Origin of the sequence: Pseudomonas sp. So3.2b, from assembly GCF_019464415.1 — a bacterium.
Taxonomy (GTDB): domain Bacteria; phylum Pseudomonadota; class Gammaproteobacteria; order Pseudomonadales; family Pseudomonadaceae; genus Aquipseudomonas; species Aquipseudomonas shahriarae.
Genome location: NZ_CP080494.1, coordinates 578,325 through 593,292, shown reverse-complemented (window position 1 = coordinate 593,292; position 14,968 = coordinate 578,325). Strand labels below are relative to the sequence as shown.

The following is a 14,968-nucleotide window of genomic DNA, read 5'->3' as shown; positions in this document are numbered from 1 at the left end:
AACCTACAGATAGCGCGCCATGATCTGATCCACCACACCTTCCTTGCGTAGCTGGTCCAGCGCCGCCTGCAGCTTGGCCACCACCTCATCCGGCACCTCCTTGTTCAGCGCCAGATACAACTGGGCGCTATTGAAGCGCAGCACCGTCTTGAGCCCGGAAACCCCCACCTGGCGCGCCAGATAGCGCCCGGCCGGGTCGCCGGTGGCCCAGAGGTCAATCTGCCCCTCCATCAGCTTTTGCGCATTGTCCTGGTCGCGCAGCACGATGATCGGCTTGAGCCCGCGCTTTTCCAGGGTCTGGGCAATGGCATCGCCTTTGTAGGCACCGATCTTGTAGCTACGGGCGTGCTCAAGGTCGGTCAGCTGGATCTTGCTGTCAGCCTTGGCCAGCAGCACCCAGTCATCCGGGCCGATGGGGCCGACCCACTTGAACAGCGCTTCGCGGTCCGGCAGGCGCGCCATGACAAACACGCCGTAGCCTGGTTTTTCCAGGGCGAGTTTATAGATCCGCTCCCAAGGGAAGCGCAGCGTGAGGTTGTAGGAAATACCAGCCTGCTTGAAAGTCTCGCGGACAATGTCCACCGCGATGCCTTCGATGTTCTCGTCCTTGGCGAAGTTCTTGCCGTTTTTCGCCATGTTGTAGGGCGGAAAGTTCTCCGTCAGCAGCACCAGAGAAGTGCCAGACGGCTCAGCGGCATTGGCCGAGCCCGCCAACAGAATGGAAGAACTGGCGAGGGCAAGCAGCAGGTCTTTGAGCATGTAGGGGTACCGGAATCCATGGCAGGCCCCAGAGTGCCGCGAGCCTGCCATGGTGTCCAGTGACGTTTAGCGGACGACGATTCCGCGTGCTGCCATGTAGGCCTTTGCCTCAGGCACGGTGTATTCGCCAAAGTGGAAAATACTCGCCGCCAGCACCGCGCTGGCGTGGCCTTCGATAACGCCGTCGGCCAGGTGTTGCAGGTTGCCCACACCACCGGACGCAATCACTGGAATGCCCAGTGCGTCACTGATGGCGCGGGTCACGCCCAGGTCAAAGCCGTTTTTCATGCCGTCCTGATCCATGCTGGTCAGCAGGATTTCACCGGCGCCGAGGCCTTCCATCTTCATCGCCCACTCCACCGCATCCAGGCCGGTCGGCTTGCGCCCGCCGTGGGTGAAGATCTCCCAGCGCGGGGTTTCACCCGGGCCGGAGACTTTCTTGGCGTCGATGGCGACGACGATGCATTGCGAACCGAAGTGCTGTGCGGCTTCGCCGACAAACTCCGGGTTGAACACCGCGGCCGTGTTGATCGAGACCTTGTCCGCACCCGCGTTAAGCAGGTTGCGGATATCCTGCACGGTGCGTACGCCACCGCCCACGGTCAGCGGGATAAACACCTGGCTGGCCATGCGCTCGACGGTATGCAGCGTGGTATCGCGGCCGTCGACGCTGGCGGTGATGTCGAGAAAGGTAATCTCGTCGGCACCCTGCTCATCGTAGCGACGGGCGATTTCCACCGGGTCGCCGGCGTCACGGATGTTCTCGAACTTGACGCCCTTGACCACCCGACCGTTGTCGACGTCCAGGCAAGGGATGATGCGTTTGGCCAGCGCCATGGTCAGTCCTCAGCCTTTGTAGGCATCGCAGTAAGCCTGGGCTTCGGCGACGTCCAGGGTGCCTTCGTAGATCGCCCGGCCGGTGATGGCGCCGATGATCCCCGGCGCCTTGGCGTCCAGCAGCGACTTGATATCGCCCAGGTTGTGGATACCGCCGGAAGCGATCACCGGGATTTTGGTGGCGGCCGCCAGCGCAGCGGTAAACGGTACGTTGCAGCCCTGCATCATGCCGTCTTTGGCGATGTCGGTATAAACGATAGCGGACACGCCGTCGGCCTCGAACTGCTTGGCCAGGTCGATCACCTGCACGGTGCTGATTTGCGCCCAGCCGTCTGTAGCGACGAAACCATCCTTGGCGTCCAGGCCCACGATGACCTTGCCCGGAAACGCGCGGCAGGCTTCGGCGACGAAGGCCGGGTCTTTCACCGCCTTGGTGCCGATGATCACGTAGCTCACGCCCGCCTTGACGTAGTGCTCAATGGTTTCCAGGGAGCGGATACCGCCACCGATCTGGATCGGCAGGTTCGGGTAGCGCTTGGCGATGGCCGTCACCACTTCGCCATTGACCGGCTGGCCTTCAAAGGCGCCGTTCAAGTCCACCAGATGCAGGCGACGGCAGCCACCCTCCACCCACTTGGCAGCCATGCTCACCGGGTCATCGGAAAACACTGTGGAATCTTCCATGCGGCCCTGGCGCAGACGTACACAAGCGCCGTCCTTGAGATCGATAGCGGGGATAATCAGCATCTGGCAAACCTTATTCGATATTCAGCATTGCTCGGAAAATCAGGGTTTTTCGAGCGCCCACAAGTCGCTTTCGATGCTTTCGAACCTTTCTTTAAGGTGCGTCTGCACATCGAAAATCGCCCTGTTGTAATAGTGCGGAGCAATTTCAGTGGTGAACAGCTCGAGGATCTCAGCCACCTCGAACGACCCGAGACGGAGCTCGAAGCGATCTTCCATGAAACGCTTGATCTTGTCGGTCGCCTCACTCTCCTGCTGGGGAGTGAGATTGAGGATCGGTGGCTTGATCTTCTTGGCCATTACCAGCGCCCGTCCCAACTGGCGAAGTTCTGCAACAGTTGCAGGCCATGGGTATGGCTTTTCTCCGGGTGGAACTGCACGGCAAAGCGCGAACCTTCGGCCAGCGCTGCGGCAAAATCGACGCCGTAGTGCCCGCCACCCACCACCTGGCGCGGGTTACCGGCGGCGATGTAGTAGCTGTGGACGAAGTAGAAACGCGCCATGTCCGGGATGTCATGCCACAGCGGGTGGTCGACGGTGCGGCGCACTTCGTTCCAGCCCATGTGCGGGACTTTCAGATGCTCGCCGTCTTCGTGCAGATCCTTGCCGAAAAACTTCACCGCGCCTGGGAACAGGCCGATGCAGTCGACGCCGCCGTTCTCTTCACTGCGGTCGAGCAAGGCTTGCATGCCGACGCAGATCCCGAGGAACGGCCGGTCCTGGCTGACTTCGCGCACCAGGCTGTCAAAGCCCAGGCGGCGGATTTCGGCCATGCAGTCGCGAATCGCGCCCACACCGGGGAACACCACACGGTCGGCTTCGCGGATCACCTGCGCATCGCTGGTGATCAGCACCTTGCCGGCACCGACGTGCTCGAGGGCCTTGGCCACCGAATGCAGGTTACCCATGCCGTAGTCGATAACCGCGACCGTCTGCATTACAGAACGCCCTTGGTCGACGGCATTTGCCCGGCCATGCGGTCATCGAGCTCCACGGCCATGCGCAGGGCGCGGCCGAAAGCCTTGAACACGGTTTCGATCTGGTGGTGGGTGTTGGTGCCACGCAGGTTGTCGATGTGCAGGCTGACCAGAGCGTGGTTGACGAAGCCCTGGAAGAATTCCTGGAACAGGTCCACGTCAAAGCCACCCACCGTGGCGCGGGTGTAAGGCACGTGCATCTGCAGGCCTGGGCGGCCCGAGAAGTCGATGACCACACGCGACAGCGCCTCGTCCAGCGGGACATAGGCATGGCCGTAACGGCGGATGCCCTTTTTGTCGCCGATGGCCTTGGCAAACGCCTGGCCGAGGGTGATACCGACATCCTCCACGGTGTGGTGGTCGTCGATATGCAGGTCACCCTTGCTGACGATATCCAGGTCGATCAGCCCATGACGGGCGATTTGATCCAGCATGTGCTCAAGAAAAGGAACACCGATATCAAATCGGGCCTTTCCGGTGCCATCCAGGTTGATCGAGGCTTTGATCTGGGTTTCCAGAGTGTCGCGCTCGACGGACGCCTTACGTTCGGCCATCACCAGCTCCGCAAAATCATTGGGCGAAAAAGGTGGCCATTATAGGGGCTGCGGGCGCTAAACAGAAACATCGAAGGGGATAAGACTGACGGCCTGTCGGGCATAGACATGTCAGTACAAGTGCGGGAGCTGGCGTGTGTGGGAGCTGGCTTGCCTGCGATGCAGACGCCTGCGTACTACAGATACACCGAGCGGGTTCTATCGCGGGCAAGCCCGGCTCCCACAGGAACCGGGCCCACACGGGTTATGCGGTGTTAGTGGAACAGCACTGCAGTCTTCTGCAAGGTCACCCACACGCCCCACGCCAGCGGAATACCCACCACCAGCCACGCAGCAATTGCCAATGGCACGGTGCCGGAAGCGGCTTTCCACTCCAGGGAAGTGCTGGCATCAGCACCCTTGTCATGGCCCAGCGCCTGTTCGGCGGCCAGTTCGGCGTCGGTCATGAAGTACTTGTCGGCCACCGGACGCACCAGCAGGTTGCAGATAAAGCCCAGCACCAACAGGCCGGCGAGGATGTACAAGGTGATGTCATAAGCCGCAGCACGCTCCACGCCAATGCTCAGCTGATACTCACGCAGGTAGTTGACCAGCACCGGGCCCAGCACGCCGGCCGCCGCCCAGGCAGTCAGCAGGCGACCGTGGATCGCACCGACCATTTGCGTACCGAACAGGTCCGCCAGGTAGGCCGGCACGGTCGCGAAGCCGCCGCCGTACATCGACAGGATGATGCAGAACGCCGCCACGAACAGCGAGACGTTGCCCAAGTGGCCGAGGTTCGGGATCAGCGCATACAGGGCAAAGCCCAGGGCGAAGAACACGAAGTAGGTGTTTTTACGGCCCAGGTAGTCAGAGAACGACGCCCAGAAGAACCGCCCACCAATGTTGAACAGGCTCAACAACCCGGTGAAACCGGCAGCGATGGCTGCGATGGAGGCCAGTTGCCCGGCATCCAGTTGGCCAAATGGCACATCCACACCCAGCAACTTGCCACCAAACACTTCCTGCAACAGCGGCGACGCCATGCCGAGAATGCCGATACCGGCCGATACGTTCAGGCACAGCACCAGCCATACCAGGCGAAATTGCGGGGTTTTCCAGGCCACGTTCACGTGCACATGGCGATGGGTAATCATCGCGTTGCTGGCTTTTTTCGCCGGCGCGGTCCAGCCCTCAGGCTTCCAGCCGGTCGGCGGGACGCGGTAGGACAAGGCGCCGCCGATCATGAACACGAAGTAGATCGCGGCCATCACCAAGAAGCTCTGCCATACGCCCACGCCCGTCGGCGAAGCGAAGTGGCCCATCAGTGCCGCTGCCAGGGGGGCGCCGACCATCGCACCACCACCAAAGCCCATGATCGCCATGCCGGTGGCCATGCCGCGCTTGTCCGGGAACCACTTGATCAGGGTCGAGACCGGCGAGATATAGCCCAGGCCCAGGCCGATACCGCCGATGACCCCGGAGCCGAGCCACATCAGCCAGATCTGGTGGGTATAGATCCCCAGCGCCGAGATCAGCAGGCCACCACACCAGCACAGCGCCGAGACCACACCGGCCTTGCGCGGCCCGGCGTGTTCCAGCCAGCCGCCCCAGATCGCTGCCGAGCAGCCCAGGAAGATGAAGAACAGGGTGTAGATCCAGCCCAGCATGGAGATCGGCCAGTCGCAGGACGACGAGAAGATCTGCGCGATAAAGCTCATATCCGGCGCGCATGCCACCGGTGCGGTGACGCCCAGCGCCTTGGACAGTGGCAGCCAGAACACCGAAAAGCCGTAGGCCATGCCAATGCACAAGTGGATAGCCAGGGCGGCCGGCGGAACCAGCCAGCGGTTAAACCCTGGCTTGGCGATGATGCGTTCCTTGGACAGGAACGCAGGCTGCGCAGCAGGAATGCCGGCCGCAGTGCTAGTGTTCATTGGTGTTTCCCCCAGTTGTTGGTCTGTGTTCGCCAGGCGCTCTCCTCCTCGGCCTTTGCACGCAATGCGTGGCCGTTTTGTCGAGTGAAGCTCCCTGTAAGCGCGACGTTTCGTCGCAGAAGGCGGGCGAACGCGCAAAGATTAGCATTTGGCGCCGCGAGAAAAACCAAACTGACACTACCTTTTTCGGCTCATCTGTTTTGTTTGACACTATGTAACGATGCGTAAACAGCCGCAGGTCCAGCGGCGTTATACTCTGCGGCTAAATTTTGAAATCGACATACAAGGACTCGCCCATGAAAGCGTTCGGCAAAATCCTGGGTCTGGTACTTCTCGGGCTGTTGCTGATCATTGTGGCTCTGGGCTTTGCCCTGACCCACCTCTTCGATCCCAACGACTACAAAGACGAGATTCGCCAGATTGCCCGCGACAAGGCCCACATCGAGCTGACGCTCAATGGCGATATCGGCTGGAGCCTGTTCCCGTGGCTGGGCCTGGAGTTGCATGAAGCCAGCGTGGCCACCCTGAGCAATCCTGCCCAGCCGTTTGCCGATCTGCAGATGCTCGGCCTGTCGGTACGGGTACTGCCGCTGCTGCGTCGTGAAGTGCAGATGAGCGATGTGCGCGTCGAGGGCCTGAACCTGCGCCTCAACCGCGACAAGCAAGGCCACGGCAACTGGGAAGATATCGGCAAGGCACCGCCCGTTGCAGCCACCGGCACCGCCGAGGCACCCGTGACGACTGCGCCAACCACGGCGCCAGCGCCGGACAAACCGGCTCAGCCGATCCGCCTGGATATCGACAGCCTGACGGTCAACAACGCCCGCATCGAGTACAACGACGAGCAGACCGGCAAGCAATTCAGCGCCGAGAGCATTCAGTTGAGCACCGGTGCCGTGCATGAAGGCGCGAGCATCCCGGTCAAACTCACTGCCTTCTTCGGCAGCAACCAGCCAGTGATGCGGGTCAAGAGCGAACTCAGCGGCGAACTGCGTTTTGATCGCGCCCTCAAGCGCTATCAGTTCGAAGACATGAAAGTCGCAGGCGAAGCCACCGGCGAGCCGCTGCAAGGCAAGACCGTGACCTTTGCCACCCAGGGCCAGTTGCTGGTGGACCTGTCGGCGAACATTGCCGAGTGGACCGGCCTCAAGCTGTCGCTCAACCAACTGCGGGCACTGGGCGAAGTAAAGGTCAACGACCTGGATAAAACCCCACAGATCAGCGGCGCCCTGTCGATTGCCCAGTTTGACCTGGCCAAGTTCCTCGACAGCGTCGGCCAGCCCCTGCCGGCCATGGCCCCAGGGAGCCTGAGCAAGGTCGAACTGGTCAGCCGCCTGCAAGGCACGCCGTCGAGCATGGCCCTGGAAGACCTCAACCTGAAAGTCGACGGCAGCACCTTTACCGGGCGCCTGGCGGTGGAGGACTTTGCCAAGCAATCCCTGCGCGTGCAGCTCAAGGGCGACACGTTCAATGCCGACCATTACCTGCCCGCCAAGTCCGAAGCCGCCAACAGCGCCGCCGTCGCACGCCAGGCCGAAGTGCAAAGCAGCGAAGCCGGGGCCATGGCCGCCGGTGGCACCACGCCGTTGCCGGACGCGCCGACCAAAGGCGCCTGGAGCACCGACAAACTGCTGCCCCTGGCGCGCCTGCGCAGCCTGGACGTGATTGCCGACCTGTCCTTCGGCCAACTGACCCTGAGCCAGTTGCCCATCGAGAATGCAGCCCTCAAGGCCTCCGGCCAGGGTGGCCAGTTCAAGCTCGACACCTTGAGCGGTGGCCTCTATAACGGCACGTTCCAGGCCAACGGCAGCCTCGATGCACGGGAAGATGTGCCGGTGCTGGCGTTGCAGACCAAAATCAAGCAAGTACCGGTCGAGCGCATCCTGCAAGCCCAGGGGCAAACCCCGCCGGTCAAGGGCCAGATCACCCTCGACAGCAACCTGAACGGGCGTGGCAACAGCCAGAAAGCGCTGATCGACAGCCTCAACGGCACCGCCAGCTTCGTCATCAACAATGGTGTGCTGCTCAATGCCAACCTTGAGCAACAGCTGTGCACGGGTATTGCCCTGCTCAACCGCAAGACCTTGACCACGACACCACGTAGCAAGGACACACCGTTCCAGGAACTCAAGGGCAACCTGACTTTCCGTAACGGCGTGGCGAGCAACCCGGACCTGAAAGTGCGCATCCCCGGCCTGACCGTCAACGGCAATGGCGACGTGGACCTGCGTGTACTGGGCATGGACTACCGCGTGGGCATCATCGTCGAGGGCGACAAGCGCGACATGCCGGACCCGGCCTGCCAGGTCGGCTCGAACTTCCAGGGTATCGAAGTGCCGCTGCGCTGCCGTGGCCCGCTGGAACTGGGCGCCAAAGCCTGCCGCCTGGACAAGGACGGCCTGGGTCAGGTGGCCGCCAAGATGGCGGGCAACAAGCTCAGCGAGAAACTTGAAGAGAAGCTCGACAAGGTCAACCCCAAGCTCAAAGACGCCCTCAAAGGTTTGTTCAACCGATGAGAAACGAGCAATTTTCAGCGGCCGTGCTCGACTGGTACGACCGCCACGGTCGCCATGACTTGCCCTGGCAACAGGGCATCACCCCGTATCGGGTGTGGGTCTCGGAAATCATGCTGCAACAGACCCAGGTCAGCACCGTGCTCAATTACTTCGACCGCTTCATGGCTTCGCTGCCAACGGTCGAGGCCCTGGCGGCCGCGCCGGAAGATGAAGTACTGCACCTGTGGACCGGGCTGGGCTACTACACCCGGGCGCGCAACCTGCAGAAGACTGCCAAGATCGTGGTGGCCGAATACGGCGGCGAGTTTCCCCGCGATGTAGAGAAACTCACCGAACTGCCGGGCATCGGCCTGTCCACCGCCGGTGCCATCGCCAGCCTGAGCATGGGCCTGCGCGCACCGATCCTCGACGGCAACGTCAAGCGCGTGCTGGCACGTTTTACTGCCCAGGAGGGCTATCCGGGCGAGCCCAAGGTGGCCAAGCAGCTGTGGGCCACTGCCGAGCGCTTTACCCCCCACGACCGCGTCAATGCCTACACCCAGGCCATGATGGACATGGGCGCCACCCTCTGCACCCGCAGCAAGCCCAGTTGCCTGCTGTGCCCCCTGGAAAAGGGCTGCGAGGCGCACATGCTGGGCCTGGAAACCCGCTACCCGATCCCCAAGCCGCGCAAGACCATCCCGCAAAAGCGCACGCTGATGCCGATGCTGGCCAACCAGGAGGGCGCGATCCTGCTTTATCGTCGCCCCTCTACAGGCCTGTGGGGCGGGCTGTGGAGCTTGCCGGAGCTGGACGACCTGAACGACCTGGAACACCTGGCCAACCAGCACTCACTGGCGCTGGGCAAGCATCAGGCGCTACCTGGGCTGGTCCACACCTTCAGCCACTTCCAGCTGGCTATCGAACCCTGGCTGGTGCAGGTCGAGGAATCGGCCCATCACGTGGCCGAGGCCGACTGGCTCTGGTATAACCTCGCCACCCCGCCGCGCCTGGGCCTTGCCGCCCCGGTGAAAAAACTGCTGAAGCGCGCGGCCGACGTATTGAACGCAGGAGTTTCGTCATGACCCGCACCATCATCTGCCGCAAGTATCACGAAGAACTGCCAGCCCTTGAGCGTGCCCCATTCCCGGGCGCCAAGGGCCAGGACATTTTCGACCACGTCTCCGCCAAGGCCTGGGCCGACTGGCAGAAGCACCAGACCCTGCTGATCAACGAAAAGCGCCTGAACATGATGAACACCGAAGACCGCAAATATCTGCAGGGCGAGATGGACAAGTACTTTTCCGGCGAGGATTACGCCAAGGCCGACGGCTACGTGCCGCCTGCTCAATAATTGAGCAAAAACCGGGGTTGGCACGTAAGCGACGGTAATAATTAAATATTTTTTGAAAACTTGCTTGACGACCCCCTGAAAAACCCGTTTAATGCGCCCCGTTGCCCAGATAGCTCAGTCGGTAGAGCAGGGGATTGAAAATCCCCGTGTCGGCGGTTCGATTCCGTCTCTGGGCACCACTTATTAGTTTCAGGTGGTGCAAAAATCATCTGGAACACCCAAGAAACCCGCCTAGTGCGGGTTTTTTGTTGCCTGCGATTTAGTATCGCCAGCGCCCCTCTGGTTACTTTCAGGTTAACGCCAAGCCTTGCTGGCACCTGATGTGTTATTTATTTCCCTGCTCAACCGTCTAGCCTTAATCCAATCTTCAGCAAGGTAGTTATTTCATGACCCGGTACTTGTTATGCACGCTGTTAATGCTGACAGCGCTGCTCAGCGGATGCGCTACTACGATGGACGTCGCGATCAACGCAACCCCTGACCCGGACTATCACTTTGACCGACAGGCGACGGTGCTGGTGACGTCGGTCGGCGGCAATGCCGAGAACGCGCTCAATGCCCGCTACTACCTGCGCGATATGGTCAGCGCCATGAAGGACCAGGGGTTTCGCGAGGTGTATACCGACGTGTCCCTGCCCAAGAACCGCACGCCGAAAATCACGATCACCCTCGACATCGACAGTCACCAGGTGACCTACCGCTATACCGCCACCGAGTATGGGCAGGTGCCAACCAGCACCTCCACCGTGTGCAAGAACAGCAAGAAAAAAAGCGACCAGATGATCTGCACCAGCACGCCGAACACCACCTATGGCCCGGTAGGCAGCTCGGAGCGCACCGGCTACACCACCCTCACCACCTTCACCGCCACGGCCCGGGATGAAGCGAGCAAACGCGCGGTGTACCTGCTGCGGGTAACGTCCTACAACGAGGACTGCCAGGCCGCCAAGGTCGAAGCCTTCCTGGTGCAGCAGGGCCTGCAGAACCTGAACTTCCAGGATCGCGTGCAGCGCAACTACACCGTCACGATGCCCGAGGGGTATCGCTGCAAATAGTTCGTCGCCCCCTTCCAGGTAGTTCAGGACGAATGTCACTTCGCACTCCTGCCTGACTACCAGCCTTGATTGCCCCTCCCCGCTCAGGGCGACCCCACCCGGTCGCCCGCATCAAACACCCCCGCCAAAAAGCCAGGCTCGACTGAAGCCGATGGTTGCTAATAGCAATTATTATCATTTAAGCTGGCGCGCAAAATCCCCCCCTGCCCCACTAACAATAATCAAGGAGCTGCGATGCCCTCTGCACGCGAGTCAGGTTCATGGTTGAAGGCGTTTGGCCTTGCCCCCTTCGGATTCGCTTCGATGCTTGTCCCGGTCGCAGACGCGGCCGAGAAAACAGGCCAGCTCGAACTGCCCAGCCAAAGTATTACGGCAACTGCCTCAGAAGAAACGGCCGACGGCCCGGTCAAAGGCTACGTCGCCAAGCGCAGTACAACAGGGGCCAAGACCGACACCCCCATCACTGAGATCCCCCAGTCGATTTCCGTCATCAGCGCCGACCGCATGCGCGATCAGGGCGCGCTGACCGTGCAAGACGCATTGCGATATGTTTCCGGGGTGCGGGCCGAAACCTTCGGGCTCGATAGCCGCGGAGACTGGTCGAAAGTGCGAGGCAGCTCGCCGGCCCTGTTCCTTGATGGTTTACAGCAGAGCTTCGGCACTTACACCAACGTGCGCACCGACCCCTTCACCCTGGAACGCCTTGAAGTGCTCAAGGGCCCCGCGTCGATGCTGTATGGGCAAAGCCCGGTGGGCGGCCTGATCAACCAGGTCAGCAAACGCCCCAAAGCCGAACAGCACACCGAACTGCAACTGCAATACGGCAATTACAACCGCAAGCAGGTCGCCGTCGACACCACCGGCGCTCTGAACCCGCAAGGCACGCTGCTGTACCGGCTGGTGGCGATCCAGCGCGACAGCGACACCCAGGTTGATCATGTCAAAGACAACCGCCAGGTGCTGATGCCATCGCTGACCTGGCGCCCCAACGAAGATATCGACTGGACCGTCATGGCCAACATCCAGCGCGATGACAGCGGCTCCACCACGCAGTTCTTCCCACACAAAGGTACCGTCTGGAATGCGCCATATGGCCGGATCCACAGCAACCGGTTCGCCAGCGAGCCAGGGTTCGACGAATACGACAGTGACCAGACAGCCCTGACGTCGCAATTCTCGTGGCACCTGAACGACACATGGACGCTGCGCCAGAACCTGCGCTGGCAGAAAAGCAAAGTCAGCTACCAGTCGATTTATGCGAAATTCGCAAGAAACCCACCGTTTAACGCCGATAACCAGACCCTCGACCGTGTCTATTACGTTTCCAAGCCAGAGGTCAAAGTCTGGGTTGCCGACCAAAACGCCGAGGCCCGATTTGACACCGGCCCGCTACAGCACACGCTGCTGCTGGGGGGCGACTACCAGCATGCGGTCTCCAACCGGGAAGGTGCCAGCGGTAACGCAACACCACTGAACGTGTACGAACCGGTGTATGGCACCTTTGATCCCTCGGTCATTCGCCTCACCGCAGACCCGGAACAACGGGTCATGCAACAAGGGCTGTATGCCCAGGACCAGATCAAATACGAACAGTGGCTGCTGACCCTCGGCCTGCGCAAGGATTGGGCCGCCAGCCAAACCCAAGGCAGCGCCCGGCAAAAGGACGACAAGGTGACCGGCCGCGCAGGCCTGACCTACCTGTTCGACAACGGCATAGCGCCCTACTTGAGCTACAGCGAATCATTCCAGCCCCAAATCGGCCTCAACCGGCGAACGCTGGAGCCCTACGTACCGCTCAAGGGCAAACAGTGGGAGCTGGGGGTGAAATATCAGCCGGTTGGCAGCAACAGTCTCTACACCGCAGCGGTGTATGACATTCGCGAGCAGAACCGCCGCATGCCCGACCCCCTGGATGCGATGAATACCCTGCAAAGTGGTGAAACCCGCGCCCGTGGCCTGGAGCTCGAAGCGCTGGTGACGGTCACGCCCGACTGGGACCTGATTGGCACCTACAGCTACACCGACACCACCGTCATCAAGGGCGCGCCCGCCGAGCAAGGCAAACGCCTGTCCAGCGTTCCAGAGAACATGGCCTCGGTATGGAGCCAACATCGGTTCAGCATCGGCGACATTTCCGGGTTCAGTGTCGGTGCCGGCATTCGCTATGTGGGAACCAGCTGGGATGGCGCCGACCGCCTGAAAACGCCGTCTTCTACCCTGGTGGATGCGATGCTCGGGTACCGCTACCAGAACTGGAACCTGACGCTCAACGCGACCAACCTTGAAGACAAGACCTACTACACCACATGCCTGGCGCGAGGCGACTGCTTTATCGGCAACCGTCGTACGCTCGTCGGTACGCTGGCCTACAACTTTTGATTGAGTTGTAAATCCACGGCGGCGGCTGATCATGGCACCCGGAACACCAGCAACGGGTTGTCATTAAGCCGCCCATTGAAAGCCGGTACCAGATGCTGCAGCGGCGTGCCCTGCAGCAGTTCGGTTTCCTTGCGCGCGACAATCACCCAGGACGAGCGCGGCAGTGCGTTCAGGCGCGCAAGGTCATCGCGCCCGATAAACAGCGGCTGCTCGTCATGATCCAGGTTCATGATGTAGCGAATGGCCCAGGTGTCCTTGCCGAGGTTGAGAAACACCAGCGGCCCGGGGTGCTCGGCCCGCAGGGTTTCCACCGCACCCACAAAGTTTTTGGTGTCGAATTGCAGATCCTTGGCCGGCTCCACGACCGTCACCAGCACCAGCCATTGGGTGGCCAGCGCGATCAGGCTGAGCACCACCAGTCGCGCCCCCACACGGCTGCGCCAGCGACGCCAGGCCACCACCGCCGCCAACTGCAGGGCGATCAGCAGCGCAATCAACCCCGGCACTGAAACATCAGGCCAGTAACCGTGTTTGCTCCACAACTGCCGGCAGACCAAGACCACGACACCCCCCAGCAGCGGCAGGATCGCCACCAGCCACTCATAACCCCGACGCACCCCAAGCAACCAACCCCGGGCCTGAAGCAGCCCATAAGCCGCCACCGCGGCAAACATCGGGACCATCGGCAGGATGTAGTAGGCACGCTTGAAGTTCGGCACCGACAACCCCAGCAGGATCATCAGGCCACAGCCGCCCAGGCGCAGCATCAGCCGCACATCGGCATCATCATTGCGCGCCGACCAGGTGTGGCGCAGGGCAATCAACGTCGCCAGCGCCAGCGGGATCACCGGGAAATAGCGATACAGGCTCAGCTTGAAGTAGAAGTAGAACGGCTCGCCGCTTTCATCCAGGCGACCGGCCACCTGCATCTTCATCACCTCGTCGGCAAAAGCATCCCCCCCGCTGATCCGCGCCAGCTTCAGCAACCCCCACCAACAGGCAAGGAGCAGGACCAGGCCGATCACGCTGTGGGCAAGCACCTTTTTCAGCAAGCCAATCTTCTCTTCCCGCGTGCGGGCAGGCCCCAGCGCCCAGTACACACAAGCAACCCCACAGACCTCGATCAAGCCCAAAGGGCCACGCATGGCAAACGCCGCCACGAACAAGGGAAAGATTGCGTATTGGCGCAGCCGCGAGCCCAGGCGCTCGCCGGTGTGCAGCAAGTAAAAACAGCCCAGGCACAGCAGGGAGACCATCTGATCCAGGCAGACTGAGCGCGACTTCTCCAGCCATTGCGCGGTCAATGCCGTCAGCACTACCGTCAGCAACGCCCAGGTCCGACCGCAGGGCACCAGCAAGCGGTAGACCAGGGCCACGACCCCAGCCGACGCCAGAGCGGTGGGCAACACGTTAGCCAGGTCGTTAGGCGCACCGAACAGCCGGGCAAAGAGCAGGCTGAAATAGGTCGCCGTGCCCGGATAATCCGGGTAAGGCTCACCGTAGGTGGTGGGGAAGAGGCTCGCGCCGTGGCGAAACATCTCCTGCATAAACACCGCCCAACGCCCGTCAAACCCTTGCGGCGACTGATCCCAGATGCCCAGGGTAAATAACAACAAGGCCACCAGGAAAACACCCAGGGCCTCCACACGAAAACGGTTGCGGTGTTCCATGGTTTAACCTGTCAGGGCGGGGGAGATGCTGGCGTATATTGCCGGCAGCACGGCTGAATCACGCCTGAACCGAATGCAACATTTACCTGTACACACACACCTGTGGCGAGCGGGCTTGCCCGCGCTGGGCTGCAGGGCTGTCCCATTTTTTGGGGCCGCTGCGCGACCCAACGCGGGCAAGCCCGCTCGCCACAACCGCCTTTTTTACGGGATTGGCTGGCAGGTATC

13 protein-coding genes and 1 tRNA gene are annotated in these 14,968 nt (G+C 61.4%); 6 read left to right on the top strand and 8 right to left on the bottom strand.

All coding sequences use genetic code 11. The annotated features are described in order from the left end of the window. Positions 1-3: 3 nt before the first annotated feature. From K1X80_RS02615 to K1X80_RS02585, 7 genes are all read right to left on the bottom strand, one after another. On the bottom strand, positions 4-759 hold the full coding sequence (locus tag K1X80_RS02615; RefSeq protein ID WP_057444609.1) for an ABC transporter substrate-binding protein: 756 nt from the start codon (positions 757-759) through the stop codon (positions 4-6). A gap of 66 nt (positions 760-825) precedes the next feature. Then, complete coding sequence (gene hisF / locus K1X80_RS02610; protein ID WP_003171107.1) at positions 826-1,596, bottom strand: imidazole glycerol phosphate synthase subunit HisF; 771 nt, start codon at positions 1,594-1,596, stop codon at positions 826-828. A 9-nt stretch (positions 1,597-1,605) separates the two neighbouring features. Next, positions 1,606-2,343 carry a 1-(5-phosphoribosyl)-5-[(5-phosphoribosylamino)methylideneamino]imidazole-4-carboxamide isomerase gene (gene hisA / locus K1X80_RS02605; RefSeq protein ID WP_038445290.1) on the bottom strand — a complete coding sequence of 246 codons (738 nt, stop codon included), beginning with the start codon at positions 2,341-2,343 and terminating at the stop codon, positions 1,606-1,608. 39 nt (positions 2,344-2,382) lie between these two features. Then, positions 2,383-2,640, bottom strand: a complete 258-nt coding sequence (locus tag K1X80_RS02600) for a DUF2164 domain-containing protein (RefSeq protein ID WP_029295898.1) — start codon at positions 2,638-2,640, stop codon at positions 2,383-2,385. Continuing rightward, positions 2,640-3,278 carry an imidazole glycerol phosphate synthase subunit HisH gene (hisH, locus tag K1X80_RS02595; RefSeq protein ID WP_057437127.1) on the bottom strand — a complete coding sequence of 213 codons (639 nt, stop codon included), beginning with the start codon at positions 3,276-3,278 and terminating at the stop codon, positions 2,640-2,642. Before hisH ends, K1X80_RS02600 begins: the two co-directional genes overlap by 1 nt. Then, positions 3,278-3,871 (bottom strand): imidazoleglycerol-phosphate dehydratase HisB, encoded by a 594-nt coding sequence (gene hisB, locus K1X80_RS02590; RefSeq protein ID WP_003218037.1) that lies wholly within the window; start codon positions 3,869-3,871, stop codon positions 3,278-3,280. Before hisB ends, hisH begins: the two co-directional genes overlap by 1 nt. 254 nt (positions 3,872-4,125) lie before the next feature. Then, positions 4,126-5,787 carry an OFA family MFS transporter gene (locus K1X80_RS02585; protein WP_057958034.1) on the bottom strand — a complete coding sequence of 554 codons (1,662 nt, stop codon included), beginning with the start codon at positions 5,785-5,787 and terminating at the stop codon, positions 4,126-4,128. 296 nt (positions 5,788-6,083) lie between these two features. Between K1X80_RS02585 and K1X80_RS02580 the strand changes: the two genes are divergently transcribed. The 6 genes from K1X80_RS02580 to K1X80_RS02555 all read left to right on the top strand — a co-directional run bounded on the left by K1X80_RS02580 (position 6,084) and on the right by K1X80_RS02555 (position 13,070). Then, entirely contained in the window at positions 6,084-8,303 is a 2,220-nt protein-coding gene (locus tag K1X80_RS02580; protein WP_220172646.1) for an AsmA family protein, read from the top strand. Beyond that, positions 8,300-9,367, top strand: coding sequence for an A/G-specific adenine glycosylase (gene mutY / locus K1X80_RS02575; RefSeq protein WP_057958032.1), 1,068 nt, complete (start codon positions 8,300-8,302; stop codon positions 9,365-9,367). Before K1X80_RS02580 ends, mutY begins: the two co-directional genes overlap by 4 nt. Continuing rightward, on the top strand, positions 9,364-9,636 hold the full coding sequence (locus K1X80_RS02570; RefSeq protein WP_198799412.1) for an oxidative damage protection protein: 273 nt from the start codon (positions 9,364-9,366) through the stop codon (positions 9,634-9,636). Before mutY ends, K1X80_RS02570 begins: the two co-directional genes overlap by 4 nt. Positions 9,637-9,739: 103 nt before the next feature. Beyond that, positions 9,740-9,815 (top strand) — tRNA-Phe (locus K1X80_RS02565). Between the two features lie 207 nt (positions 9,816-10,022). Then, a complete protein-coding gene (locus K1X80_RS02560; RefSeq protein WP_057437122.1) occupies positions 10,023-10,691 on the top strand; it encodes a hypothetical protein in 669 nt (222 codons plus the stop codon). A gap of 303 nt (positions 10,692-10,994) precedes the next feature. Continuing rightward, positions 10,995-13,070: a TonB-dependent siderophore receptor gene (locus K1X80_RS02555; RefSeq protein ID WP_057437686.1), complete on the top strand. Its 2,076-nt coding sequence runs from the start codon at positions 10,995-10,997 to the stop codon at positions 13,068-13,070. A gap of 29 nt (positions 13,071-13,099) precedes the next feature. Here K1X80_RS02555 and K1X80_RS02550 read toward each other — a convergent pair whose 3' ends face one another. Then, a complete protein-coding gene (locus K1X80_RS02550; RefSeq protein ID WP_220172645.1) occupies positions 13,100-14,740 on the bottom strand; it encodes a glycosyltransferase family 39 protein in 1,641 nt (546 codons plus the stop codon). Positions 14,741-14,968 lie beyond the last annotated feature (228 nt).

What these genes read in the sequence shown, in the direction of transcription:
- K1X80_RS02615 (WP_057444609.1), bottom strand. Translation starts at nt 759, where the DNA reads ATGCTCAAAGACCTGCTGCTTGCCCTCGCCAGTTCTTCCATTCTGTTG.
- hisF (WP_003171107.1), bottom strand. Translation starts at nt 1,596, where the DNA reads ATGGCGCTGGCCAAACGCATCATCCCTTGCCTGGACGTCGACAACGGT.
- hisA (WP_038445290.1), bottom strand. Translation starts at nt 2,343, where the DNA reads ATGCTGATTATCCCCGCTATCGATCTCAAGGACGGCGCTTGTGTACGT.
- K1X80_RS02600 (WP_029295898.1), bottom strand. Translation starts at nt 2,640, where the DNA reads ATGGCCAAGAAGATCAAGCCACCGATCCTCAATCTCACTCCCCAGCAG.
- hisH (WP_057437127.1), bottom strand. Translation starts at nt 3,278, where the DNA reads ATGCAGACGGTCGCGGTTATCGACTACGGCATGGGTAACCTGCATTCG.
- hisB (WP_003218037.1), bottom strand. Translation starts at nt 3,871, where the DNA reads ATGGCCGAACGTAAGGCGTCCGTCGAGCGCGACACTCTGGAAACCCAG.
- K1X80_RS02585 (WP_057958034.1), bottom strand. Translation starts at nt 5,787, where the DNA reads ATGAACACTAGCACTGCGGCCGGCATTCCTGCTGCGCAGCCTGCGTTC.
- K1X80_RS02580 (WP_220172646.1), top strand. Translation starts at nt 6,084, where the DNA reads ATGAAAGCGTTCGGCAAAATCCTGGGTCTGGTACTTCTCGGGCTGTTG.
- mutY (WP_057958032.1), top strand. Translation starts at nt 8,300, where the DNA reads ATGAGAAACGAGCAATTTTCAGCGGCCGTGCTCGACTGGTACGACCGC.
- K1X80_RS02570 (WP_198799412.1), top strand. Translation starts at nt 9,364, where the DNA reads ATGACCCGCACCATCATCTGCCGCAAGTATCACGAAGAACTGCCAGCC.
- K1X80_RS02560 (WP_057437122.1), top strand. Translation starts at nt 10,023, where the DNA reads ATGACCCGGTACTTGTTATGCACGCTGTTAATGCTGACAGCGCTGCTC.
- K1X80_RS02555 (WP_057437686.1), top strand. Translation starts at nt 10,995, where the DNA reads ATGCTTGTCCCGGTCGCAGACGCGGCCGAGAAAACAGGCCAGCTCGAA.
- K1X80_RS02550 (WP_220172645.1), bottom strand. Translation starts at nt 14,740, where the DNA reads ATGGAACACCGCAACCGTTTTCGTGTGGAGGCCCTGGGTGTTTTCCTG.